The 25,248-nt window shown below is 69.0% G+C and carries 22 protein-coding genes; 18 read left to right on the plus strand and 4 right to left on the minus strand.

Features of this window, described 5'->3' with window-relative positions; genetic code table 11:
* Positions 1–949, plus strand: a 949-nt coding sequence (locus Q0A33_RS01265) for a zinc-binding dehydrogenase (protein WP_291791967.1), incomplete at its 5' end; no start/stop codon positions are given.
* 95 nt (positions 950–1,044) lie between these two features.
* On the opposite strand, the gene Q0A33_RS01270 is transcribed toward Q0A33_RS01265, so the two are convergent.
* Entirely contained in the window at positions 1,045–1,605 is a 561-nt protein-coding gene (locus tag Q0A33_RS01270) for an NAD(P)H-dependent oxidoreductase (RefSeq protein ID WP_291791970.1), read from the minus strand.
* Positions 1,606–1,899: 294 nt separating this feature from the next.
* Entirely contained in the window at positions 1,900–2,970 is a 1,071-nt protein-coding gene (locus tag Q0A33_RS01275; protein ID WP_291791972.1) for a phosphotransferase, read from the minus strand.
* Positions 2,971–3,161: 191 nt separating this feature from the next.
* On the opposite strand from Q0A33_RS01275, the gene Q0A33_RS01280 reads away from it, so the two are divergent.
* Positions 3,162–4,343: a CoA transferase gene (locus Q0A33_RS01280; RefSeq protein WP_291791974.1), complete on the plus strand. Its 1,182-nt coding sequence runs from the start codon at positions 3,162–3,164 to the stop codon at positions 4,341–4,343.
* Between the two features lie 209 nt (positions 4,344–4,552).
* A complete protein-coding gene (locus Q0A33_RS01285) occupies positions 4,553–5,881 on the plus strand; it encodes a TIGR00366 family protein (protein WP_291791977.1) in 1,329 nt (442 codons plus the stop codon).
* Here the strand turns inward: Q0A33_RS01285 and Q0A33_RS01290 are convergent.
* Positions 5,845–6,516 (minus strand): TetR/AcrR family transcriptional regulator, encoded by a 672-nt coding sequence (locus Q0A33_RS01290; RefSeq protein WP_291791980.1) that lies wholly within the window; start codon positions 6,514–6,516, stop codon positions 5,845–5,847. The two genes, Q0A33_RS01285 and Q0A33_RS01290, sit on opposite strands and share 37 nt — an antisense overlap.
* A gap of 57 nt (positions 6,517–6,573) precedes the next feature.
* Here Q0A33_RS01290 and Q0A33_RS01295 point away from each other — a divergent pair, with 57 nt between their 5' ends.
* From Q0A33_RS01295 to Q0A33_RS01305, 3 genes are read left to right on the plus strand one after another with little or no spacing between them, the layout of a single operon-like run.
* A complete protein-coding gene (locus Q0A33_RS01295; RefSeq protein ID WP_291791983.1) occupies positions 6,574–7,437 on the plus strand; it encodes a hypothetical protein in 864 nt (287 codons plus the stop codon).
* Positions 7,434–8,318: an alpha/beta hydrolase gene (locus Q0A33_RS01300; RefSeq protein ID WP_291791986.1), complete on the plus strand. Its 885-nt coding sequence runs from the start codon at positions 7,434–7,436 to the stop codon at positions 8,316–8,318. Before Q0A33_RS01295 ends, Q0A33_RS01300 begins: the two co-directional genes overlap by 4 nt.
* Positions 8,315–10,108, plus strand: a complete 1,794-nt coding sequence (locus Q0A33_RS01305; RefSeq protein WP_291791989.1) for an AMP-binding protein — start codon at positions 8,315–8,317, stop codon at positions 10,106–10,108. Before Q0A33_RS01300 ends, Q0A33_RS01305 begins: the two co-directional genes overlap by 4 nt.
* Positions 10,109–10,162: 54 nt before the next feature.
* On the opposite strand, the gene Q0A33_RS01310 is transcribed toward Q0A33_RS01305, so the two are convergent.
* On the minus strand, positions 10,163–11,449 hold the full coding sequence (locus Q0A33_RS01310) for a C4-dicarboxylate ABC transporter substrate-binding protein (RefSeq protein WP_291791992.1): 1,287 nt from the start codon (positions 11,447–11,449) through the stop codon (positions 10,163–10,165).
* Between the two features lie 316 nt (positions 11,450–11,765).
* On the opposite strand from Q0A33_RS01310, the gene dctP reads away from it, so the two are divergent.
* From dctP to Q0A33_RS01370, 12 genes are all read left to right on the plus strand, one after another.
* Positions 11,766–12,875, plus strand: coding sequence for a TRAP transporter substrate-binding protein DctP (gene dctP, locus Q0A33_RS01315; protein ID WP_291791994.1), 1,110 nt, complete (start codon positions 11,766–11,768; stop codon positions 12,873–12,875).
* A 64-nt stretch (positions 12,876–12,939) separates the two neighbouring features.
* Positions 12,940–13,467 carry a TRAP transporter small permease gene (locus Q0A33_RS01320; RefSeq protein ID WP_291791997.1) on the plus strand — a complete coding sequence of 176 codons (528 nt, stop codon included), beginning with the start codon at positions 12,940–12,942 and terminating at the stop codon, positions 13,465–13,467.
* A complete protein-coding gene (locus Q0A33_RS01325; RefSeq protein WP_291791999.1) occupies positions 13,464–14,912 on the plus strand; it encodes a TRAP transporter large permease in 1,449 nt (482 codons plus the stop codon). Before Q0A33_RS01320 ends, Q0A33_RS01325 begins: the two co-directional genes overlap by 4 nt.
* Before the next feature lie 122 nt (positions 14,913–15,034).
* Positions 15,035–16,093, plus strand: a complete 1,059-nt coding sequence (locus Q0A33_RS01330) for a thiamine pyrophosphate-dependent enzyme (RefSeq protein WP_291792002.1) — start codon at positions 15,035–15,037, stop codon at positions 16,091–16,093.
* Entirely contained in the window at positions 16,090–17,070 is a 981-nt protein-coding gene (locus Q0A33_RS01335) for an alpha-ketoacid dehydrogenase subunit beta (RefSeq protein WP_291792005.1), read from the plus strand. Before Q0A33_RS01330 ends, Q0A33_RS01335 begins: the two co-directional genes overlap by 4 nt.
* Positions 17,067–18,527: a dihydrolipoamide acetyltransferase family protein gene (locus Q0A33_RS01340; RefSeq protein ID WP_291792008.1), complete on the plus strand. Its 1,461-nt coding sequence runs from the start codon at positions 17,067–17,069 to the stop codon at positions 18,525–18,527. Before Q0A33_RS01335 ends, Q0A33_RS01340 begins: the two co-directional genes overlap by 4 nt.
* A 46-nt stretch (positions 18,528–18,573) precedes the next feature.
* Positions 18,574–19,974, plus strand: a complete 1,401-nt coding sequence (locus Q0A33_RS01345) for an FAD-dependent oxidoreductase (RefSeq protein WP_291792009.1) — start codon at positions 18,574–18,576, stop codon at positions 19,972–19,974.
* Positions 19,975–20,031: 57 nt separating this feature from the next.
* Complete coding sequence (locus Q0A33_RS01350) at positions 20,032–21,117, plus strand: Zn-dependent alcohol dehydrogenase (RefSeq protein WP_291792011.1); 1,086 nt, start codon at positions 20,032–20,034, stop codon at positions 21,115–21,117.
* Between the two features lie 12 nt (positions 21,118–21,129).
* On the plus strand, positions 21,130–21,669 hold the full coding sequence (locus Q0A33_RS01355) for an Lrp/AsnC family transcriptional regulator (RefSeq protein ID WP_291792014.1): 540 nt from the start codon (positions 21,130–21,132) through the stop codon (positions 21,667–21,669).
* Between the two features lie 174 nt (positions 21,670–21,843).
* On the plus strand, positions 21,844–23,223 hold the full coding sequence (locus tag Q0A33_RS01360; RefSeq protein ID WP_291792017.1) for an NAD-dependent succinate-semialdehyde dehydrogenase: 1,380 nt from the start codon (positions 21,844–21,846) through the stop codon (positions 23,221–23,223).
* A gap of 118 nt (positions 23,224–23,341) precedes the next feature.
* A complete protein-coding gene (locus tag Q0A33_RS01365; protein ID WP_291792019.1) occupies positions 23,342–24,532 on the plus strand; it encodes an acyl-CoA dehydrogenase family protein in 1,191 nt (396 codons plus the stop codon).
* A 275-nt stretch (positions 24,533–24,807) separates the two neighbouring features.
* A partial coding sequence (locus Q0A33_RS01370; RefSeq protein ID WP_291792021.1) for an aldehyde dehydrogenase family protein occupies positions 24,808–25,248 on the plus strand: 441 nt, incomplete at its 3' end.

Here is a 25,248-nt window from a genome sequence, read left to right on the forward strand (position 1 = left end):
CGCCGCGCGCCCCGCTCCCGCGGGCGGCTGCGCCGGCGGAGCCGGGCTCCGTGACCCCCCCCGCGCGGCCGGCGCGGAGCCCGCGCTGGTCCGCCGCCACGAGAGCGTAGCCGAGGTCGTCGCCGCCGGCCCCGACTCCACCGTGCAGCCCGGCGACGAGCAGTTCATCGTCTTCCCCTGGATCGGCTGCGGCGAGTGCCAGGCCTGCGCCGAGGACCGCGAGAACTACTGCATCGGCGCCAAGCGGAACCTCTCCGTCGCCCTCAACGGCGGCTACGCCCGCGAGGTGTGGGTGCCCGATTCGCGCTACCTCGTCCCCGTGGGCGACCTCGACCCGTCCTGGGCCGCCACCCTCGCCTGCTCCGGGCTGACCTCCTACGCCGCCACCACCAAGGTCCTCACCCCCGAGGTCGACCGCCCCATCGCCGTCATCGGCACCGGAGGCGTGGGCCTCAGCGTCATCCCCATCCTGCGCGCACGCGGGCACCGGAACATCGTCGCCGCGGACGTGAGCGAGGCCGCGCTGGAGAACGCGAAGGCCGCGGGTGCCACCGCGACCGTCCTCACCACCGGGGAGAACGCGGTCGCGGATCTCGTCGAGGCCGGCGGGGGCAAGCTCGCGGGCGCCATCGACTTCGTCAACAACGGCGCGACCTCGTCCCTGGCGCTCAGCGCGCTCGGCGTGGGCGGCAAGCTGGTGAGCGTCGGCCTGTTCGGCGGACAGCTGGCCTTCCCCACGACCCTCGTCGCACTCAGCCAGCTCAAGATCGAGGGCAACTTCGTCGGCAGCCTCCCCGAGCTCAAGGCCCTCGTGAAGCTCGCGGGCGAGACCGACCTCCCCCGCCTGCCCATCCAGGAGCGCCCCCTGGAGGCGGAGAACGTCACCGGCGCGCTCGACGACCTCGCAGAGCGCAGGGTCGCCGGCCGCGTGGTGCTCGTCGCGAACTGACGCCTGCGTCCAAGCGCCCATGTCTCACTCTGCTTCGCCTTTCCGGCGGAAATGCGAAGCAGAGTGAGACATGGGCGCTGTTCACGCGCGCGGGGTCAGCCCTGGGCCGCGCGCACCGTCTTGAAGCCCTCGGCCCAGGCCAGCAGGTCCTCGAGCATGGGCTCGAACGTCTGCGCGGAGACCTCCTCCGGGGCGAATGCGCCGTCGGTGAAGTCCGTGAAGATCGAGAAGGACGCGGTGCCGCGGACCGTCGCCGTGCGGAAGTTCGCGAAGGCGAGGCGCCACGCCTCGACCGCCCGCACGCCCTTATCCGCCCCGTAGCTCGCGAAGGCCACGGGCTTGTGCGCGAACTCCGTGCCGACGAAGTCGATCGCGTTCTTCAGCGGACCGGGCACGGAGTGGTTGTACTCCGGGGTGACGACGATGTAGCCGTCGAAGGGCTCCACCGCCGCACCCCAGGCCACCGTGTGCGCGTTCTGGTACTGGTGCGCGCCTCCGGGGATCGGCTCGTCGAGGATGGGCAGGTCGAAGTCCGCATACCGGAGCACCTCGTTCTCCACGCCGCGCTCGTCCAGCTGCGCCTTCACCCAGTCGACGACCTGGGGGTTGAGCGCTCCCGGGCGGTTGCTGCCTGCGATGATTCCGATCCGCGTCATGTCATGGGCTCCTAGGGCTCAGATGAGTGAAGTGGCGCTGCGGCGCACGCCCCGTTCCTGGCACGTACGGCCGCCCTGCGCCGGACACCGCACATGCAGCGGGTCCGCCGGATGCAAGGATCTGCGGCGGCGGAGTATTCCTTCGACTGCGTCACACTCGGCGTGCGCTCCGCCTCGCGTCCGCTCCGTCCGCCTCGGCCGGCGCTCGGCCCGGCGCTCGGTCCGTCTCGGCCGGCCCCGGCACGCAGCGGAGCAGCACGGCCCGGTGAGAGGCCCTCCCCCTCGCCCAGCCCCTCAGATCCGGCCCGAACGCAGGATGTCGAGGGCGTAGGCGGCGAGCGGCTCCACACCCGCCCCGGTCTCCTCGGGATCGAGGTCGAGGTCGCCCATGCGGCCCTGCTTGAGCCGGGTGTAGACGCCCTCCCGGATGCAGGCCAGCTTCCAGGCCGCGAAGGCGGCGTAGTACGGCACGCGGGAGGTGTCCTGGCCGGTGAGCTCCGCGTAGCGGGCGGTGACCTGCTCCGCGGTGAGACCGCCCTCCTCGACCGTGGGCGTCCAGATGCCGGTGTACTCGATGGGCACGAACATCATCGCGAGCAGGTAGCCGAGGTCCGTGACGACATCGCCCACCGAGGACAGCTCCCAGTCCACGACCGCCTGGACCTCACCGCTGGTGCGGTCGAAGAGCATGTTGTTGGGCTTGACGTCACCGTGCACCAGACCCGTGACGGTCTCGGGCGGGATCTCACGGGAGAGCGCGGCCTGCGCCTCGCGGATCACCGGGATGTCACGGGTGGTGATGGCCTCGTACTGACCCAGCCAGCGGCGCAGCTGGCGCTCGACGAATCCGCCCGGACGGCGCAGATCGCCGAGGCCCACCGCGTCGATGTCCACCCGGTGGATCTCGGCGAGGGCGTCGACCATGGACCGCATCGAGCCGGCCACGGAGCCCGAGGCCGGGATGAGTTCGAGATCGGCCGGCTCGTGGATGGGGAAGCCGTCGCAGTGGTCCTGGAAGACGAAGGGGACCTCGAGCACGGTGGGGTCGTCGACGATCTCGAGGATGGTCGGCACGGGTACGGACGTGGGGCCCAGCGCGGCCATGATCCTCCCCTCGCGGGAGACGTCGTGCGCGCTGCCGCCCTGGTGCCCCAGCGGCGGGCGGCGCAGGACCCAGCGGTCTGCACCGTCGAGGGTCACCGTGAAGGTGAGGTTGGAACGTCCCACGGAGAGCACGCGGAAGCCCACCTCAGCCTCCTCCACGCCGGCGCGCGCCGCGACCCACGGACGGACCCCCGGCCCGATCCCCGTCGGCAGTCCGGACGGATCCTGAGCGGCTGCGGATGGTGGTTCGTTCGACGTCATCGTCGTCTCTCCTCGTGCCGGGACGCGTCACGGTCCCTCCGGTGGCGGCCGTGCGCGATCCGTCGGACAGCGGTCCGGCGACCGTCTCAGTGCTCGGCCTTATCAAACGTTCAGCAGTCTGGACTATACGCTAGGGAGTCGCGCGCATCACCGCAATCCGCCAGAACACACCCTCGCAGCGAAGGAAGACGATGACTGGTCTGCCACCCACCTCTGCCCCCTCCTCCTCGGATCTGCCCGCCGGGCCGCTCAGCGGCATCGTCGTCGCGGACTTCTCCCGGGTGCTGGCAGGACCGTTCTGCTCCATGACCCTGGGCGATCTGGGCGCGACGGTCATCAAGGTGGAGAGCCCCGGCGGCGACGACACCCGCTCCTGGAGCCCTCCGGTGTACATGGGCCAGGCGAGCTACTACCAGGCCGTCAACCGGAACAAGCACTCGATCGCCCTGGACTTCAAGGATCCGGAGGACCTCGAGGTCGCCAAGCGCATCGCCGCACGCGCGGACGTCTTCCTCCACAACTTCAAGCCCGGGTCCATCGACAAGTTCGGGCTGGGGTACGAGGGAGTGCGGGAGCTCAACCCGCAGGTCATCTACGCCCACATCAGCGGCTTCGGCACGAAGAAGGGCGCGGACATGCCCGGCTACGACGTCCTCGTGCAGGGCGCGGCGGGCCTCATGGACATGAACGGGGATCCGGACGGCCCTCCCGTGCGCTCCGGCGTCTCGATCTTCGACATCACGACCGGAATGACGACCGCGCTGGGCATCACCGCCGCCATCCGCCACCGCGACCTCACGGGCGAGGGCCAGCTCATCGAGAACAACCTCATGAGCAACGCCCTCTTCACCATGACCAACCAGTACCAGGTCGCGCTCAGCGGACAGACCACGCGGCGGGCAGGAGCCGAGCACGGCACCATCTACCCGTACAACGCCTTCCCCACGGGCGACGGCGACCTCATCGTCGTGGGTGCGAACAACGGACAGTTCGCCCGTCTCGCCGAGGTGCTCGGCCACCCGGAGTGGAGCACGGACGAGCGCTTCGACTCGCCGGAGAAGCGCAACGTCAACCGCGCCGAGCTCCGCCCGCTCATGGAGGAGGCGCTCTCCCACAAGGGCAAGCAGGAGTGGTTCGCGCTGCTCACGGAGGCCGGTCTGCCAAGCTCGCCCGTGCAGAGCGTCAACGAGGGCCTGATGACGGCGGAGGAGCTGGGGCTCGAACCGGTGTGGACCACCGGCGAGGAGGGCGGCATCCCGACCATCCGCCCCTCGCTCTCGTTCTCCGCCTCGCCCGTGAGCTACCGGAAGCAGCCGCCGGAGCTGGGCGAGGACGGCGACGCCGTCCGTGCCTGGCTGGACTCCGAGGACTGACACCCGCACCCGGCGCAGACCGGAGGGGCCCGGGCGATTCGTTCGCCCGGGCCCTCTCGCGTCCGCCGGGGACGGGATCGCGGCGGGCCGCACCGGACCCTCGGGCTCGGCCTTGTGGGATCCGGACTCCTCCCCTAGTGTGATCGGTGACATGCAAGAACGATCGTTCTTCCTCCGTACGCTTCGGAGCCGACACAGGGAAAGAGACGATGAAGTCACTGGCCTCCGCGCTCTCACGCGCCTTCTACCGATTCCTGCCGGACTCCCTCGTGGTGGCCGTGCTCCTCACCCTTGTCACGTTCGTCCTCGCCGCGACGGTCGAGAAGCAGAACCCCATCGATCTGGTGAGCATGTGGGGCGGGTCCGCCTGGGACCTGCTCGCGTTCTCCATGCAGATCGCGATGCTTCTCCTCACCGGGTACATGCTCGCGAGCACACCCCTCGTCGATCGCGGACTCGACGCACTCGCGCAGAGGGTCCGCAGCCCTCGCGCCGCGGTGGCCATCGCCACCTTCGCCGGGGCGCTCGGCACGTGGCTCAACGTCGGATTCGGCCTGGTCATCGGTGTGGTCCTCGCGAGGAAGCTCGCCCGCACGGTGCCGGGGATGCACTACCCGCTCGCCGTCGCAGGGGGATATGCGGGCTTCTCCCTCTACGGGATCGGCCTCTCCGGCACCATCCCGCTCACCATCGCGACGCCGGGGCACATCCTCGAGGAGCAGATGGGAGTCGTGCCGACGACGGAGACGATCTTCGCTCCCCTCGTGCTCCTCACGGCGGCGGTCGTGATCCTCGGCCTCCCGGCATTCGTCGCGTTCCTCCACCCGAAGGACGCCGCAGAGGTCATCGAGCTGCGGCTGCCGCAGCCGGCGCCTCAGGAGGAAGCCGGGAAGGAGGCCGGCGGGGGAGAGACTCTGGCAGATCGGCTCAACCGCAGCCCTGCGATCGGCATCTTCATCGGCCTGCTCGGAATCAGCTACACGGTCCTCCACTTCGTCGGCCGGGGAGCCGTCGACTTCGACATCATCAACCTCGCCTTCCTCTCCCTCGCCCTCCTTCTCTTCGCCCGGCCCAGCGCGTTCCTCGCAGCGCTGCGGAACAGCATCGGGGTGGTCAGCGGGGTCCTCGTCCAGTACCCGCTGTACGCCGGGATCATGGGCGTGCTGGCGGGCTCCGGGCTCATGGTGACCTTCGCGGGGGTCTTCGCCGGCGTCTCGACCCCGGAGACGCTGCCGTTCTTCAGCTTCCTGTCCGGCGGGATCATCAACCTGCTCGCCCCCTCGGGCGGCGCGCAATGGGCCGTGCAGGGCCCCATCATGGTGGAAGCCGCCGGCAGCATGGGCGCCGACTATGCGGCGACCGCGCTCGGTGTGGCCTACGGGGACCAGTGGACCAACTCCATCCAGCCCTTCTGGATCCTGCCGGTGCTCGCCATCTCGGGAATCAAGCTGAGAGACGTGATGGGGTATCTCTTCCTCATCATGCTGTTCCTGGGCATCGTCTACGGCGCCTCGCTACTTCTCCTCGGGTTCCTGTGATGGGCCGGCGACGACCGCTCGGCACGCTGAGCGGACCGCACGAGGCCGAGAGCCAGGTCCACCTGCAGCCGCACGAGCTCGTCCGCACTGTGGGGGCCGTCAGGCCGGTACCAGGCGGACATGGAATTGCACAGGGACACCGCCGCACGCGTCGCGCTGGGCACGTCCAGCACGTCGAAGTCGCCGGCCGCCCGCCCTTCGCTGATCACCGCGCGGAAGACGGCTTCCGAGCGGTCCCGCTGCTCGACCACGGCCGCGCGCCTCTCCCCTGCGAGATACCGGAACTCCGTGATCCCCACGAGCGAGGCCTGCGGCTTGTCGACGATGAATCGCACGTAGGCGCTCACTGCCGCCGCCAGCCGCCCAGGAGGTCCGCCTCCTGCGTCCGCGACCGCGGTCTCGAGGGAGTCGGCGAGCTCCCGCGAGGTCGATTCGAGCACGAACTCGAGGATCTCGTCCTTCGAGCCGAAGTAGTTGTAGAGGTTCGACAGCGACGTCCGGGCGAGCGCGGCGATGCTCCGCGTCGACGCTCCGTGGAACCCGCGTTCGGCGAACGCCTCCAGCGCAGCGGCGATCACCGTCGCCCTGTCGATGAAGTGGGGCGCCGCCCGCCGTCTCGTCCCGTTCTCCCGCACAGCTCGACATCCTGCCACACGACCGCACCGCCTCCGCCCCGTCGGAAAGGACTGACAATGGCCGATTCCCCCACGGAGACCGCTCCGGACACTGCGACCGTCCGCCCGGGCAGACGGTTCAGCGCCGGCGTGCGCGCCGCCGCCGGTACCTCTCCCCTGTCCGCGGCCGCCGAGGCGGTGCGGATCGCGCTGGCCGAACTCGCGGTGCCGGACACCGCCGTCCGCTGTACCGCCGTCGACGTCCTGCGCCCCTTCGGGCGCGGACGGGCGGATGCACGGCCGGGGACGCTCACCGTCGACGGTGTGGTCACCGCCGTCGCCGCCTCCCCGCCCGGCGGGATCGTCGAAGCCGTGCTCACCGTCGTCGAGGACGCAGCTGCCGCACAGCGGCCGCCGGCCGCCACCCGGCCCGAGGCCGATGCGGCGGATCCCCAGCGCGCCGGCGAGATGCGGATCAGCATCACGGCGGGGATCGGCCTCCCGCCCGCCGATCCCGCGGACTGCCCCGGATCCCGCCGGTGGGGGCGCCTGCTGCAGGCCCGCCTGGACGGAGACCCCCGCACAGCGGAGCTGCTGGCGAGCTACGACGGCACGATGGGGATCCGGATCGGAGGCCGCGAACTGCACATCCGGTGCTATCGCGGTCAGGTGCTGGAGATCGTCCCACGGTCGCTGCTCGGCGCGGACTTCATCGTCGACATCCCGGGAGACGAATTCATCGCGCTCATGACCCACGACCGCTACTCGTTCATGGAGTCCGCCATGCGCCGCAGGCTCGGCTCCTCCGGGTCCGGCTACGAGTATCTGCGGATGACCTCCGCCCTCGTCCACATCATCGAGCTCGCACGCACCATGGCGGTGGAAGCCGGCTGGGGCGTCCCGTTCGCACCCGGTGCCGCACGGAGCGGAGAGCCCGCATGAGTGCCGCATCCACCACGCTCCGCGCGCATCAGCTGACGGTGGACGGGCGGACGGCCTTCGTCCAGGACTGGGGGCCGGAACACGGCCGTCCGCTCCTCGCCATCCACACGGCCGGACAGTCCGGGGTCCAGTACAGGGACGCGGGCCGCGAACTCGCAGCCCTCGGGTACCGCGTGCTCGTGCCGGATCTGCCGGGCCACGGCCATTCGGAACCGGCGCGCGGCGGTCCCGTCACGGATCTCACCGACTACGCGAGGTTCTGCCTGAAGGCGCTCACACTCCTGCGGATCGACCGTCCCGTGGTCGTCGGCTGCTCGATCGGCGGGAAGATCGCGCTCGAGATCGGCGCTCTCGCCGGGGACGGGATCGCGGCGATCATCGCGATGGCGGCGAACGCCGAGGCGGGGCATGTGAACATCCGCGCCATGCGCAGAGAGCTCACCGACATCTCCGCACCCTCTCGCTCCGATCGCACCTACTGGGGAACGCTCGCGGTGGTGGGAAGCGCCGTGAGCACCCGTCGCAGGGAGCTCATCGGCCGCATGCACTGCAGGGAGGATCCGCAGGTCTCCGGCTCCGACCTCCTCGCGTGGGGAACTCACGACGTCGCCGAGCGACTGCCGCGGATCACCGCGCCGACCCACCTGGTGGTGGGAGACGACGACCTGTGGGTCGATGCCGAGCGCGTCGGACGTGCCGCCGGACGAATCGGCCGCTCCCGATTCACGCGGCTCCCCGGGATCGGGCACTATCCCATGGAGGAGATGGACGACTTCGCGGACGTGATCGACGGATGGGTCGAGGACCTGCTCGCCCTCGGTGCACACACGGCCGCAGGCGCTTCGGCCCCGGCAACCCCACCAGAAGGAGAGAACCCATGACCGCAGCGACCTCCGCACCCACTCTCTACGGCAGCCTCCGGACCTGGGCGGACGCCGCTCCTCAGCGAGAGCTCCTGATCCAGGTGGACCCGGTTCCGGATGAGCACCGGGAACGCGGCAGGCCCGGAGGCCCCCGCCGCGCGGAGGCGAGCGCAGTCTCCACCACCGTCGCAACGGCGGAGGAACTCCTCGCCCTCGCGGATTCCCGCGCGGCCTGGATGCAGGGGCGGGACATCGGGCCGGGCTCCTGCATCGCCGTCTGGCTGCCGTCGTGGATCGAGGCGGTCGCCTGGCAGTTCGCAGCGTCCGCGGTCGGCGCCCACGTCATCGGCGTGAACACGCGCTACAACGTCGCAGAGGTGGGCCACGTGCTCAGGAAGGCCCGGCCCTCGGTTCTCGTCGCCGCTCACGGCTTCCAGCGCCTGGACCTCCTGCGCACCCTCACCCGTGCCGCCGAAAGCCTCCCTACAGACGCCCCCAGGCCCTTCGTCCTCGTCGCACCCGCACCGAACGCGCCCGCACCGCCACGCCCGGAGGACTGGGACCTGGGGGCGGGAAGCGCGACCACCCTGGACATGCCCCGTCCCGATGCAGGCGCCTCGGCCTCGTTCCGGCTGGTGACGACGGGGACGCAGCAGGGCACCCCCTCTCCGGCGGAGCGCACGGGAGGTGCGGCGAGCGTGCAGGATGTCGCGGACGATGACCGTGACGTGCTGGCGGTGGCCTTCACCACCTCGGGCTCCACGGGCATGCCCAAGCTCGCGGCGCACAGCGAGGCCGGAACGGTCGCCCATCTGCAGGCCGTGGCCGCTCGCCTGGAGTTCCGCACGGGTGACGTCATGGTGGAGCCTCTCCCCTACTCCGGCACATTCGGATACACCGCGGTGATGGCCGCGCTGTTCGGCGGAGCGAGTGTCGTCATCCAGCCCGCGTTCGACCCGGCCGCGCTGCTGGAGGTGTGGCACGCACGCGGGGGCACGCACTACGTCGGAGGGGACGACATGCTCGTCCGGATCGCACAGGCCTGGAGAGAGCGTCCGTACGACCTCTCCACGTGGCGGTGGACCGGGGTGGCGGACTTCCAGGGCGCCTCCCACGAGATCGCCCGCTGGTCCGCCGACAGGTTCGGGACGACGACGGTGGGCGTCTACGGCTCGTCCGAGGTCTTCGCCCTCACCTCGTTCTGGCCCTCCGGGACAGCCGCGGAGCTGCGTGCACGCGGGGGCGGTCAGCTCGCATCACCCTCCTACGCCTACCGGATCGCGGACCCTGCCACAGACGCCGAGGTGCCGACCGGAGAGCGCGGAGAGATCCAGCTGCGCGGTCCCAACGTGGTCGACGCGTACCTGGGCGACGAGGGCGAAGGTGCGAAGGCCTTCACCGGGGACGGCTGGTTCCGCTCCGGCGACCTGGGAGACCGGGTGGACGAGCACTCGTTCGCGTACGTGTGCAGGATGGGCGACATCCTCCGGCTCAAGGGGTTCATGGTCGATCCGGCGGAGATCGAGGGTCACATCGCCGGCCATCCGGCCGTCGACACCGCGAAAGTGGTGGGACGCACCGGCCGGTCGGGGGAGACCGAAGCGGTGGCCTTCGTGGTCCTCGCCGCAGGCGCTGAGGTGACCGGCGACGAGCTGCGGGACTACACGCGGGAGAGCCTCGCACGCTACAAGGTGCCGGCCGAGGTGCGGATCGTCGAGGAGATGCCGACCACGGCCGGGACCAACGGCTCGAAGATCCGCGCGGTCACCCTGCGCGAGTGGGCTCAGCTGCCCTCCTCGCCCCGCTGAGCCCGGCGGGGCATCCGCCTTACGCCGCCGTGGGCCCGCTGTCGCACCGCCTTCTCAGCTGGGACGGTGCGGCAGCATGACCTCCTCGAAGTACCGTTCTCCCAGTGGGGTGAGGAGTTCGCTGTCGTCGTCCGGGTACCACTCGTCGAAGTCCGCGAACGTCCCCTCGTCCTCATAGCCCAGCTCCGTGACGACCTCCCGCCATTCGTCCACGGCGGCGGGGACGGCCTCGACCGAACCCTCCGGCAGCAGACCGTCCCGCACCTTCTCCTCCACGAGGCCCTCGGAGGCCGCGCGGATGAGCGCCTGGGTCTCGTCGTCCATCTCGGCGAAGGAGCCTCCGTGCTCCCGGACCAGCTCAGCGGCCGCGTAGTTGCCCGCGAGGTCACCGCGGCGCGACTGGACGAACTCATCGGCCATCGCGTCGAAGACGAGCTGCCGCACCGCCAGCGGCCACGACTCCCATGCGCTGCCCGCGAACACCCCGCCCGGCCCGCGGGCGAAGGTCACATCGGTCGTGTAGGCGACGTCGTTGGCGACCTCGAACACCCCGGCCGTCTCCGCGGGCAGGGTCGCGGTGAGCGTGCAGTCGATGGTGTTGCGCTGGAGAGCTTCGAACACCTCGGTGTATTCGAGCGAGACCGGCGAGGCGGAGACCGCTTCCAGCTGCGCGCTCTGGGCGGTGGACGAGGCGCGCACCTGGTTCCCGTTCCAGTCGGCGGCGGTGGTGTGCGGCTCCGAGCACAGGGACATGACGGCGCCGGCGGCGTTGAGGGGGCTGAGGGGCACGAGGCCCTTGTCCTCGAACTCGGCGAGGAGGTTCTCGTCCTGCCAGGCGAGGTCTCCCAGGGCGGCGTTCGCGGCGAGCTCGTCGACGAGCGGAGAGGTGCCCGTGAGCGTGGTGCCGGTGACCCAGGCCTGGAAGACCGGGTACTCGTCCGGCTGGTAGATGGGGAGCATGTAGGCGATGTCGACGCGCCCGTCCACCAGCGCGTCCCCGAGCTCCGTGTAGCCGGCGATCCCCTGCGCATAGGTGGTGTCGACCGTGATCTTCCCTCCCGATTTCTCCTCCAGGTTCTTCTTGAACGCCTGCGCACGGTAGGAGTCCGGCCCCTCCGCGGACTGCGCGGAGGGCTGGTACGTGATGGTCAGGGGCTCGATGTCCTCGAAGGCGGCCGCGATCTCCGCGTCCGAGGCGTCGTGCGCGTAGCCCTCCCCGCCGCCGGCTTCTCCGCCTCCGCTCCCGGCAGATCCCGCCGAACCCGCACAGCCGGCGAGAGCGAGTGCGGCGACGCCCATCGTCGCCGTCACCTGCACGGCCTTCGTCCTCAGAGCTTTCACGGTGGACCTCCTCGTCTTGCACCAGATCTCTGATCATGATCCACAGTGATCATTCGATAAGGCGCTGTCAAGAGCCCAGCATCCAGAGCATCGCGTCGAACTTCGACACGCCGGGGCGGCATGCAGAGGCAGACCAGAGCGCCAGGACTGATTGAAAAGTTATATGGACAGAAACATTTTCAGTTGAAAACTATCTATTGACTCTGACTATGCATATGAGTAAATTGACTGACATCCAGGTTCACCGACAGGCCGAGGTGTCGCGAGCTCCGGTGCAGAAGACCTGGAATCCACACGAGAATCAAAGGAGATCCTCATGCGCATATCCACCAGGAGCCTCTGCGGAGCGGCGACGGCTGCCGGTGCCGCGTTCGCACTCGCAGCCTGTGGCGGCGTCGCCGGGGCAGGCGGCGGCGATGCCGGCACCGCTTCATGGCAGGGAGCGAACTACATGCCCGAGCAGAACTCATTCAGCCGGGCATTCGTCGGCGTCACGGAGTTCCTGGCGGAGGAGGGCGTCGCGGACACCGAGGTGTTCCACCAGGAGTCCCTGCTGGCCGCCGCGGACATCCTGCCCGGGATCGCGGACGGCCGCGCGAACGTCGGGATCATCAATCCCTTCTACTACCCGGGTGAGCTGCCGCTCACGAATGTCGCGAGCGTTCCCTTCATGTCCCAGGACCCGGCCTCGCACACGGACGCCATGAACGAGATGTACCGGAGCAGCGAAGCGCTGCAGGCCGAGTACGACAAGGCCGGGGTCCACCTCGTCTCGTTCGTCCCGGTGGCCACGACGATCGTGGGCTCGAGCTCTCCCATCGAGACGGTCGAGGACTTCGACGGCAAGCAGATCCGGGCCGGCGGCCTCCTCTCGGACACCATCAGCCAGATCGGCGCGAATCCCGTCTCGATCTCCGCCGGCGAGGTCTACCAGTCGGTGGAGACCGGGGTCATCGACGGCTACACGTCCTATCCCTTCGACATCGCGATCCAGAACAGCTTCCACGAGGTCGCGCCCCATGTGTCCGATCCCGGCTTCGGGGTGTACTCGGTGGGCGCCATCCTCATGAACGGCTCCGACTGGGACGGGCTCACGGATGAACAGCGGTCGGCCATGGAGGCACAGGTGGACACGTTCGCCGCAGACGCCTCCGGCTTCGTCGCGAGCGATCTCGAAGAGAGCTGCACCGCCTATCTGGAATCCGGCAGCACGCCGGTCGAGTTCTCCGAGGAGGAGCGGGAGAAGCTGCGGGACCAGGTGGGCGATTCACAGATCGAGTCGTGGAAGTCCGATGCGGTCGCCGCCGGTGTCGAGGCGACGGACGCCGATGCGTTCCTCGAGGAGCTGCAGTCGCAGATCGCCGAGCGCGAAGGAAGCTCGGACACAGATCTCTCCATCCGTCCCTGCCTCGCACAGGCCGGCTGACGACAGCGGCGCGGGCCGCAGCCCTGCCCTCATCCCCCTCCTCTCGAACGACGGGTCGCAGAACATGAAAGCACTCGACACATTCTCCAGACGCCTGTCACGCACGTTCGCCGTGATCGCCTCGCTGACCATCGCGCTCATCATGCTCCTGACCGTGGCTGACGTGGTGCGCAGGTCCCTCACCGGCCGGTCGATCCCGGGCACCACGGAGTTCAGCGAGGTGTTCCTCGTCGCTGCCGCGTTCCTCGGCCTCGCGTACGCCATGCGCACCGGGGCACATGTGGCCGTCGACCTCGTGATCGAACGGATGCCTGCGCGTGCGGGCAGGATCATCTTCACCGCAGGCATGGTCCTCGCGCTCGCCGTGCTCGTCTGGATGATGTTCCAGACGGGCAACGCGGCGCTGCGTTCGATCTCCGCAGGCGAGTACCGCTACGGGCTCATCCAGGTGCCGATCTGGCCGGCGAAGGCCGTGATCCCCCTCGCCCTGGCCGCACTGATCCTCGAATGCGTCGTCACCCTGGCGAAGACGTGGCGCAGCGGGACGGCGGAAGACGGTGCAACCGAGGCCGGCGCGGAAGGGAGGGCATGAACATGGAGCCGATCATCCTCCTCGTGGTCGTCGCGGCCATCGTCATCCTGCTCGCGCTGCTGGCCGCCGGCATTCCCGTCGCCTTCGCTCTCGCAGTCTCCGGAGCGCTCGGCCTCTTCGTCCTCTCCGGCTCGTCCACCGCTTCCTCGGCGCTCGCGAGCCTCCCCTACCAGTCCACGGCGAAGGTGGCACTCGTCGTCATACCCATGTTCGTCCTCATGGGAGTGCTCGCGGAGAAGGCGCGGATCGCCGAGGACGTCTTCCTGCTGGGCCACCGCCTCCTCAGAAGGCTCCCGGGCGGTCTCGCCCTCGCCTCCCTGTTCGCATGCGCGGCCTTCGGTGCGGTCTCCGGATCCAGCGTGGCGACCACCGCCACCATCGGCCGGATGTCGATAGCACAGATGCAGAAGTACGGGTACAGCACCTCCTTCGCCGCCGGAGTCGTGGCGGCCGGCGGAACGCTCAGCTTCCTCATCCCGCCGAGCATCGTCCTGGTGGTCTACGCTCTGCTCACGGGCGAGTCCGTCGGTGCCACGCTGAGCGCGGGCATCATCCCCGGCATCATCACGGTGATCGTCTTCGGACTGCTCATCCTCGTGCGCGCGAAGCTCAAGCCCTCGCTGGTCTCCGGCAATGTGCCAGTGCTCACCGGCGCAGCAGCGGCGGGGAGGACTGCGGTCGCCGAGGCGGCCCCGACCTCCGCAGCAGCCTCCCCCGGCGGCGAGAGCACGCACCCCGCAGACCCCGATGACCCCACCGACGCGATGCTGGCGGAGAAGCGCAAGGGCTATGCGGGGGCGCTCAAGATCGCGCTGCTCTTCACCATCGTGATCGGCGGCATCTACTCCGGCGTCCTCACCGCCACCGAATCCGCCGCCTTCGGCGCGGCCACGGCACTCGTCATGCTGCTGCTGGACGGCTTTCGCCAGGGGCGCAGCGCGCTCATCGTGAGCATCCGCGAGTCCTTCTCCGAAGCCGCCTCCGTCTCGAGCTTCATCTTCGGCATCCTCATCGGGGCCACAGTGTTCACGTACTTCCTCGTGTCCGCCGGGGTTCCCACGCAGTTCGCCACGTGGGTGATCAGCCTGAATCCGTCACCGGCGCTCGTGGTGATCCTCCTGCTCGCCCTCATGATCCCGCTCGGGATGTTCCTCGACTCGCTCTCCGTCCTGCTCATCGTCATCCCCATCGCATATCCCCTGGTCACCGGCCTGGGATATGACGGCATCTGGTTCGGCATCCTCATGATCAAGATGGTCGAGCTCGGACTGATCACACCGCCGGTGGGAATGAACGTCTTCGTCCTCGCCGGTACCCGCGGGGTGACGGTGGCCAACGCGTTCCGCGGCGTCGCATGGTTCGTCCCTGCGGAGCTGCTGGTGGTCTCGATCCTCTTCACCTTCCCGGATCTCGTGACCTGGCTGCCGAGCACCATCCGCGGCTGAACGGCCTCCCTCGGCGGCTGCGGGCGCACGGGCTCCGGCTCCTCGATCCGCCCTCCTCCACTCCACCGAACGCCCCCGGGCACAGACCCATGCACACCCCTCTGCGAAGGAGCATCCGCACAATGGAACGACGTGAACTGCTGGACGCCTCGGGCGCTCTGGCCCCGGACACCGAACCACCGCTGGACACGGCGGCCACGCGCAGTGCGCTCGAACTCATGCTGCTGTCCAAACTCGTGGACGAGCGGGCGTTCAGCCTGCAGCGGCAGGGTCGCATGGGCACCTACTCCGCCGTCCGAGGGCAGGAGGCCTCCGTGGTGGGAAGCTGCCTGCCGCTGGATCCGGGCACGGACTGGATCGTGCCGCAGTACCGTGAGCTGCCCGCCCTGCTGCGCCACGGACTCTCGATCGAGGGCATCCTCTCCTACTGGAAGGGCAACTCTGCGGCCGCCCGCATCCCCGAGGGCGTGAAGGTGCTGCCCCCGCAGATCGGCCTGGCCGCGCAGCTGCCCCACGCAGTGGGCCTCGCCTGGGGACTGAAGCTGCAGGGCGACCCGGGGGTCGTCATGACCTTCGTGGGCGACGGCGGTTCCTCCGAGGGCGATTTCCACGAGGCCCTCAACCTCGCCGGGGTGAGGAAGGCGCCCGTGGTCTTCGTCCTGCAGAACAACGGCTGGGCCATCTCCACACCCCGGTCCAAGCAGTCCGCAGCGGAGAGCTTCGCGGAGCGCGGAGCCGGCTACGGCGTGCCCTCCGCGCTGGTTGACGGCAACGACCTGTTCGCAGTGACCCGGGCCGCCGCCGAGGCCGTCGCCCGGGCACGCGCAGGAGACGGACCCACCCTCATCGAGACGCAGACCTACCGCCTGGGTGCGCACAACACCGCAGACGATCCCAGCAAGTACGTGGACACGGGCGAGAAGCTCAGCTGGGAACAGCTCGATCCCATTCCTCGCGTCATCGCCCATCTCCGCGCGCAGTCCGCGCTCACTGACACCGACCTCGCCGAGATCGAGGAACGCAACCGCAGCGAAGTGGACAGGGCGATCGAGGCGCTCGGTGCCGTGGGTCCACCGCCGCCGGAGTCCCTGTTCGACCATGTGTGGTCCCAGCCGGACGCCCGCCTGCTCAGACAGCGGGAAGAGATACTCCACACAGCTCAGAAGGGAGCTGACCGATGACCGTCATGACCATGATCGAAGCGATCCGGAGCACCATCCGCGAGGAGATGCTGCGCGATGAGAGGGTGATGGTCCTCGGCCAGGACATCGGGAAGCTGGGCGGCGTCTTCCGAGCCACGGAGGGCCTGCAGGCGGAGTTCGGGGAGGACCGGATCGTCGACATGCCGCTGGCCGAGGCCTCCATCGTGGGCTCCGCCCTGGGGTTGTCGTTGTCGGGGATGAACCCCATCGCCGAGCTCCAGTTCATGGGCTTCACGCATCAGGCCTACCATCAGATCGTGCCGCAGCTGGCACGCTTCCGGTACCGCTCGCAGGGGCGCTTCACCACGCCCGTGACGATCCGCGCGCCCTTCGGCGGCGGAGTGCGCGCCCCGGAGCTGCACTCGGATGCGATCGAATCGCAGTTCACGCACGTGCCCGGCCTGCAGGTCGTCATGCCCTCGACCCCTGCCGAGGCCAAGGGCCTGCTCACCACAGCAGTGCGCGGCGAGGACCCGGTGCTGTTCTGCGAGCCGCTCAAGGGCTACCGCCTGGTGAAGGGAGACGTGCCCGAGGGCGAACACACGATCCCCTTCGGAAAGCTGCGAGTGGCGCGCGACGGTACGGACGTCACGCTCTTCGCCTGGAGCGCCGCGGTCCAGCTCGCGGAGAAGGCAGCCACAGAACTCGCACGCGAGGGGATCTCCGCCCAGGTGGTGGACCTCCGCACCCTTGTGCCGCTGGATGTGGACGGAATCCGCGAGGCGGTTGCGGGCACCGGCCGCGCGGTGGTGGTGCACGAGGCACCGCTGACCTCGGGTTTCGGCGCAGAGGTCGTCTCCACCATCCAGGAGGAGGCGTTCTACTCGCTCGAGGCTCCTGTGCTGAGGGTCACGTCTCCGGACGTGCCCTATCCGAACATCGGCATCGAGGAGACCTTCCTGCCTGATGCGGACCGTGTGGTCGCGGCCGCGCGCACGGCGGTGAACGCCCGATGAACACGTTCTCCTATCATCTGCCCGATGTGGGCGAGGGCCTCGACGAGGCAGAGATCATCAGCTGGAAGGTGTCCGTGGGCACGAAGGTGGTGCCCGACCAGGTGCTCGCCGAGGTGGAGACGGACAAGTCCGTGGTCGAAGTCCCCTCCCCCGTTGCGGGAACCGTCACGGCACTGGCCGGAGAACCCGGCGACATGGTCGAGGTGGGTGCCGTCTTCGTGGAGATCGCGCTCGCCGAGGCCGGAGACGGTGACTCTCCCGCGGCCGGCGCTCCCCTCGCCCCGGCTGCCGACGGACATCTGGCGGGACAGGAGGCTCCCCCCTCACAGAAGGCTCCTGCGGCCACGTCGACCGGAGTCTCCGCGGCCTCGGACCCGGCCGCCGCCTCGGCGGAATCCGCAGCGGGCCGCAGGCGCGTGCTGGCTTCCCCTGCTACGCGCAGGGCGGCACTGGACCTGGGCGTGGATCTGCGGGAGGTGCCGGGATCAGGCCCTGGTGGCCGGGTGACCAAGGACGATGTGCTGGCAGCCGCCCAGGTCGGTTCCGTCGCCGCGGCTGCCGTGGAGGCAGGCCTCCCGGCCGAGGGCGCAGCGACATCCGAGGACACGGCTGCCACCACCGGCACAGCGAGCGGGGTCCTCCCTTCCGCGGCCTCGGCGGCGGCTGCTCCCACGAAGGGCGCCTCTGCCGCAGCCGGCAGATTCCGGGCCGATGCCCCCGTACTGCCCTCAGCGGCAGGTCCACGCAGGGAGGACGAAATCGCACCGCTGCGGGGACTGCGCAGGCAGATCGCGAAGAACATGACGGAGTCATGGCAGCAGGTCCCGCACATCACGGACTTCCGCGAGATCGACGCCTCCGGGCTCGTCGCCGCGCGGCGTGCCGTGAACGCGCATCTGGCCGAATCCGGCCGGGGAGGGAAGATCACCTATCTGCCGTTCCTGGTGCGGGCGGTGTCGATCGCCCTCGCCCACAACCCCACGTTCAACGCCGCACTCGACATGGAGAAGGAGCAGATCACCTACTACGGGCATCGCAGCATCGGTCTGGCGGTGTCGACGGAGGCAGGGCTCTTCGTGCCGGTGCTCAAGAACTCTCAGGCGCTGTCGCTGGTGGGGATCTCCCAGGCCGCTCAGTCCTTGGCGGAGCGGGCACGGGCGCGGACGATCACCAGCGAGGAGATGTCCGGCGGCACCTTCACGATCACCAACTTCGGCTCCTACGGCGGCTGGCTGGGCACGCCCATCATCCGCCCACCCGAGGCCGCCATCGCGGGCTTCGGCAGGATCGCGGACCGGGTGGTCGCCGAGGACGGCGCACCGGTGGTCCGCCCGATCCTGCCGCTCGCGGTCTCGGCCGACCACCGGCTCATCGACGGGGCGGACATGGGCGTGTTCCTGGAGCAGCTGACGGCGCTTCTGGAGGACCCCGTACGGATGCTGGCAGAGGAGTTCTGATGGTTATCAGGAGACGGAGTGTGTGCATGCGGGAGAGGAACGGCTGATGGTCGTCGGAGAGATGCCGGAAGGGCTCGACCTCCTCGTCATCGGCGCGGGCCCCGGCGGGTACACCGCTGCACTTGAAGCCGCCGCACAGGGGCGCAGTGTGACGCTGGTCGACAGAGCGGGCGCGGAGGGAATCGGAGGAACCTGCCTGCTGGAGGGATGCATCCCCTCCAAGGCACTCATCGAAGCCGCGGAGCTGCGCAATCGCGCGGTGACCTTCGCCGACTCCGCTCTGGGCTTCTCCTCTGGGCCGGTGGACCTGGGGCGGTTCCAGGCGTGGAAGGGTGGACTCGTCTCACGCCTGTCGAAGGGGGTCCACGGCGCGCTGAGGAAGGCCGGGGTCCAGATCGTCGCAGGCTCCTTCACCTTCACGGGGAAGGCCCGCGGCGTCATCGAGCTGGGAGGCGAGAGCCCGCCCCGGCACGTCGAGTTCGAGGATGCGGTGATCGCGGTCGGCTCCGCCGCCGTGCAGATCCCGCCGGTGCCGTTCGACGGGGCAACGGTGTTCGACGCCGCGGGCATCCTCGCACTCACGGAGCTGCCCGAACGGCTCGCGGTGGTGGGCGGCGGATACATCGGGATCGAGATCGGCACGGCGCTGCGCAAACTGGGCAGCTCCGTGACGGTGGTCGAGGCCGCGGACACGATCCTGCCGGGCATGCCCGCGGGAGCGCAGAAACAGGTGGCGCGCCGTACCGGCCGGTTGGGGATCGAACTCCTCACCGGCCGCACCGCCCAGGGCTGGGACGGCAGGCGCCTGAGCATCGCCGATTCCTCCGGGGCCACGACCGCCGTCGAGGTGGATGCGGTGCTGGTCGCCGTGGGGCGCAGGCCGGCCACCGGTGATCTGGGCCTGGCCGAGGCCGGCATCCGGGTCGACGCCTCCGGGCTCATCCCCGTGGATGCGGGCTTCCGGGCGGCACCCCGGATCGCCGCAGTGGGCGATGTGGTCACCGGCCCGGCGCTCGCGCACAAGGCCATCGCAGAGGCGAAGGTCGCCGTGCGCTCCCTGTGCGGGCAGAGCGCCGCGCTGTCCTCCACGACGATCCCGCTCGTCGTCTTCAGCGATCCCGAGGTGGCTGTCACGGGCCTCACCTCAGCGGCCGCCGAGGCCGAGGGCCTGCACACGCGCGTGGTGCGGCTCCCGCTGGGCGCCTCGGGCCGCGCTGCGACGATGGAGGCGGCGGAGGGCTCCGTCGAGCTGGTCGTGGACACGGAGACCGATGCCGTCATCGGCGGCGTCCTGGTGGGACCGCACGCCTCCGAGCTCATCGGGGAGGTCACCCTCGCCGTCGAGATGGCGGCGAGTCCGGCGGACCTCGCCCTCACCGTCCATCCCCATCCCACGCTCTCGGAGCTGGTGCAGGACACCGCGGCCGCACTGCTCCCCCGTACCTGATCCCCCTCCCACAGCCGCTGTCGGGCCGGCGTCCGCCGGTCCAGGAAGAAGGCACACATGGTCACGATGGCCGTACTCCACGAGGTCGGAAGGCCTCTCGTTCTCGAAGACCTCGAACTGCCGTCCCTGGGCCCCGACGATGTCCGGGTCAGGATCGCCGCCGCCGGGGCCTGCCATTCGGATCTGTCCTATATGAACGGAACCGTCGTCTCGGAGCTGCCCGTCGTCCTCGGGCACGAAGCCTCCGGCCGCATCGCGGAGGTGGGGGCGAACGTCACGGACCTGGAGCCCGGGCAGCCGGTGGTCCTGAACTGGGCGCCGCCGTGCCGGGAGTGCTGGTTCTGCCGCGCGGCGCAGCCCTGGCTGTGCTCCGCCGTTGAGAGGGCAGGCACCTCGGCCCCCTACACCGCACGGGCGGATGGCACAGCGGTGCACAGAGCACTCGGCGTGGGAGCCTTCGCCGAGGAGGTGATCATGCCCGCTCATGCCGTGGTGCCCGTCCCGGAGGGCCTGGACATGGCCCACGCGGCACTGCTCGGCTGCGCAGTCCTCACCGGGGTGGGAGCCGCTGTCAACACCGCCGGCATCGGTGAGGGGGACAGCGTTCTGGTCGTCGGGCTGGGCGGCATCGGGCTCTCGGCGATCATGGGCGCCCGCCTGGCCGGGGCATCGCGGATCATCGCCGCCGATGTCTCGGAGGCCAAGCGCGATTTCGCCCTGCAGATGGGAGCGACGGACTTCGTCCTGTCGACGGACTCCCTCAGCCGTGACGTCCGTGCGCTCACCGAGGGCCGCGGTGCAGATCACTCCCTCGAATGCGTGGGTCTGTCGGCCACCATCAGAGCGGCGTGGAAGTCGACCCGCCGAGGCGGCGAGTGCACGGTCGTGGGTGTCGGAAGGGCGGATGACCAGGTCAGCCTCAGCGCGATGGAGATCTTCCACTTCAACCGGACCCTGCGGTCTTCCGTCTTCGGCTCGAGCGATCCCGTCCGTGATGTGCCCCGTATGGCAGAACACGCTCTCGCAGGTGACCTCGATCTCGAGGCCATGATCTCCCATAGAATCGGCCTCGATGAGCTCTCCGACGGCTTCGAGCGGATGGGCCGCGCGGAAGGGGCGCGGTCCGTCGTCGTCATGGAGTGATGAGAGGTTCGAGTGAACAGTCGCAGGCCTGCCGCCCGGGGTACCCGGGCCGCGCGGAAGGACCTCGATCGGATCGACCTGCAGCTGCTGCGGCTCCTGGTCCAGGATTCCCGACGCTCCCAGCGGTCCCTGGCGAAGGAGGTGGGGCTGTCCGCTCCTGCCGTCGCGGAGCGGATCGCGCAGCTCGAGGCCGCGGGAGTGATCACCGGGTACACCACGCAGATCGACCTCGAGGCGCTGGGCTACGGCCTCACGGTCTATGTGAACGTGCAGCGCGAGCTGGGACCGGAGCACCGCGAGCAGTCACGGCAGCTGACCGACATCGAGGAGGTCGAGAAGGTCGTCATGACGACCGGCTCACACGATCTCCTGCTCAAGATCAACGTGCGGGACAGGGACCATCTCAACGATGTCCTGTTCAACAAGCTGATCGAGGGCAACCTCCGCATCCTCCATTCCGACACCCGGGTGAGCCTGGCCGCGTTCGAGCGCGACGACTACCGCGTCAGAGTCCTCGACCAGCTGCTCGCCGACCTGGGAGCCGAGGACTGACCGACGCCCGGCTCCTGCCGGTGCGCAGCGTCCCCTTTCGAGTACCGGGGGCCGCCAGGGCCGTCGAAGGCCGCGTGCCGCCGAGTACCGCGTGCCGCCGGGGCCGGCTCTCTGTCCGCTTCCGCCCCGCACCAGCCCCGACAGTCATTTCACCCCCTGCAAAGGAGCAACAGCATGTCGATCTATCAGGTTCTCAATCCCGCGACCGGTGAGGTCGTGGAGACGTATCCCACTGCCACGGACGCTCAGATCGCTGAGGCCCAGCAGCGTTCCCATGACGCTTTCGGTCCGTGGGCGGCCCGGCCGGTGGCTGAGCGGGCTGCGATCCTGAACAAGGTCGCAGACATCTACGCCGAACGCGCCGACGAGCTCGCCGGGATCATCCACGAGGAGATGGGGAAGAAGGTGGTGGAGGCCAAGGGCGAGCTGAAGCTGTGCCAGCTGATCTACCGGTACTTCGCCGAGCACGCCGAGGCGTTCATGGCCGATGAACCCCTGCGGGGGACAGCGCCGGAAGACCAGGCATTTGTACGCCGGCGTCCGGTCGGGTCGATCCTGGGGATCATGCCGTGGAACTTCCCCTACTACCAGGTCGCGAGGTTCGCGGCCCCCAACCTGGCACTCGGGAACACGATCATTCTCAAGCACGCACCCCAGGATCCGAAGTCCTCGGCCATCATGGAAGAGATCTTCCACGAGGCCGGAGTCCCCACGGATGCCTACATCAACGTGTATGCCACGAATGAGCAGGTCGCGGACATCCTCCTGCCCTCACCCCTGAACCACGGTGTGTCCGTGACCGGGTCGGAACGGGCAGGGTCGGCCGTCGCCGCGGAGGCGGGGCGGAACCTGAAGAAGGTCGTCCTGGAGCTGGGCGGCTCGGACCCCTACATCCTTTTGGACACGAAGGATGTGAAGAAGTCGGCGAAGACCTTCTTCGCCACACGGATGGGCAACACAGGTCAGGCGTGCAACAGCCCGAAGCGGATGATCATCGCAGAAGACCTCTACGACGAGTTCGCCACGGAGCTCACGGCGCTGGCGAAGGCTGCGACTCCGGAGGATCCCACCGCTGAGGGTTCGCCGCTGTCGCCGTTGTCGTCCCCGGCGGCCAGGGAGCGGTTCATGGAGCAGGTGGAGGCGGTGAAGGCCGATGGGGCCACGGTCCTCGCCGGCGGGGATGCGTATGAGACGCCGGGGGCGTTCGTGCAGCCGGTCGTATTCGAGGGAGTACGGCCGGGCATGCGCGGCTATCACGAGGAGCTGTTCGGTCCCGCGTTCATGCTGTTCAAGGTCAGCAGCGAGGATGAGGCGGTGGAGCTGGCCAATGACACGCCCTTCGGTCTGGGCGCGGCCGTGTTCTCGGAGGATCTGGGACGGGCCGAGCGTGTGGGCTCCCAGATTCAGGCCGGCATGGTGTTCCTCAATACCCCGGAAACGTCCCGCGAGTTCCTGCCGTTCGGTGGGGTCAAGCGCTCGGGTGTGGGGCGTGAGCTGGGTCCGCTGGCGATGGACGAGTTCGTGAACAAACAGCTCGTCTACAAGAAGGGCTGAGGCTTGTGGGCCGTCCCGGGCGCCGCAGCACCGGGACGGCCCATACCGCACATTGATTCCCGGAGTACACTGATTTGCGGGTGATTATTTCGCTTCCGAGCGCTAAAGGAGATGTTCGATGACGCACAAGCCGCGCCCCCGCCCCGACACCCCGCACTACATGACCGAGGACCGCCTCGAGCTCCAGCAGCTCGCCCGCCAGTTCTCCCGTGAGGTCGTCCTGCCCATCGCCAATGAGCTCGATCCCGTCGAGGGCGACTTCCCCCGCCACATGGTCGACCAGATGGCAGACATGGGATTCTTCGGCATCCTCATCCCCGAGGAGTACGGCGGGCTCGGCCTCGGCGTCTTCGAATACTGCCTCGTCGCAGAGGAGCTCTCCCGTGCCTGGATGAGCGTGAGCGGCCTCCTGGCCCGCGGCAACGGCATGGGCGGCGGCTTCTCCGAGGAGCAGGAGCAGCGTCTCCTGCCCAAGGTCGCCACCGGCGAGTACCTCGGCGCCTTCGCCCTCTCCGAGGCCGAGGCCGGCTCCGATGTCGCGAACATCCAGTGCCGCGCAGAACAGGATCCGGCCACGGGGGAATGGGTCATCACCGGTACGAAGATGTGGTGCACCTACGCGGATCAGGCCGACTACGTCATCCTCTTCGCCCGCACCGGCACGGATCCGGATCCGTCCAAGCGTCACCGGGGGATCTCGGCGTTCCTGCTGGAGAAGGAGCGCGGGACGTTCCCGGAGGGCATGACGGGAACCCCGGCGCGCAAGATCGGGTACTTCGGGTGGAAGACCTGGGATCTGAACTTCGACGGCCTGCGGCTGCCGGCAGATGCGCTCCTCGGCGAGAAGGGCCGCGGGTTCTACCAGGCGGTGTCCGGGCTCGAGGTCGGGCGCGCCCATACCGCAGCCCGCTCGATCGGACTGGCGCAGGCCGCGCTGGAGGACTCCGTCGCGTACATGAAGGAGCGCGAGCAGTTCGGCCACAAGCTCGCCGACTTCCAGCATCTGCGGTTTAAGATCGCAGACATGGCCGCCAAGATCGAGGCATGCCGCCAGCTCATGTACCACGTGTGCACACAGATCGACACAGGCGCCCGGTGCGACAGGGAAGCGGCGATGGTGAAGTACCTGGCCGCGGAGATGGCGGAGGAGGTCACCAGCCAGGCCGTGCAGATCCACGGCGGGGCCGGCTACACCAAGGACTTCCCGGTGGAGCGCCACTGGCGAGATGCACGTCTGACCAAGATCTTCGAAGGCTCCTCCGAGATCCAGATGCGCATCATCAGCGACGACATCCTCGGCCGCAGCTGACCCCTGAACCGACCGCGGGCCTCGGGAGGCGGGAAGCACCGCCCCCGAGGCTCGCGCCGGTTCTTCTAGGCCTTCATTTTATTGGTCAAACGGCCAATATTATGGGATGCTTACGTGTGATGCGGGGTACACAAGCCTCTGCGCAGAGCTTCCATCCTCGACGCTCACGCAGACCGGCACCGCCATGCGCATCAAGCATGGGAAAAGACACGTCCTGGCAACAGGCCGACGCTCTGAGTACTGCCGCATGTCACTCGCTGCAAAGGAGCATCACCATGTCGACATACCAGATTCTCAACCCTGCGACCGGTGAGGTCGTCGAGGAATACCCCACCGCCACTAATGAGCAGATCGCGGAGGCCCAGCAGCGTTCCCACGACGCCTTCGGACCCTGGGCAGCACGCCCCGTGGCCGAGCGTGCCGCGATCCTCAACCGGGTCGCGGACATCTACGCCGAGCGTGCTGATGAGCTTGCCGAGATCATCCACCTCGAGATGGGCAAGAAGATCGCCGAGGCCAAGGGCGAGCTCAAGCTCTGCGAACTCATCTACCGCTACTTCGCTGAGCACGCTGAGGCGTTCATGGCTGATGAGCCCCTGCGGGGGACAGCGCCGGAAGACCAGGCGTTCGTGCGCCGGCGTCCGGTCGGGTCGATCCTGGGGATCATGCCCTGGAACTTCCCCTACTATCAGGTCGCCCGCTTCGCAGCCCCGAAC

The organism is Brevibacterium sp. (assembly GCF_022712115.1).
GTDB lineage: Bacteria > Actinomycetota > Actinomycetes > Actinomycetales > Brevibacteriaceae > Brevibacterium > Brevibacterium salitolerans.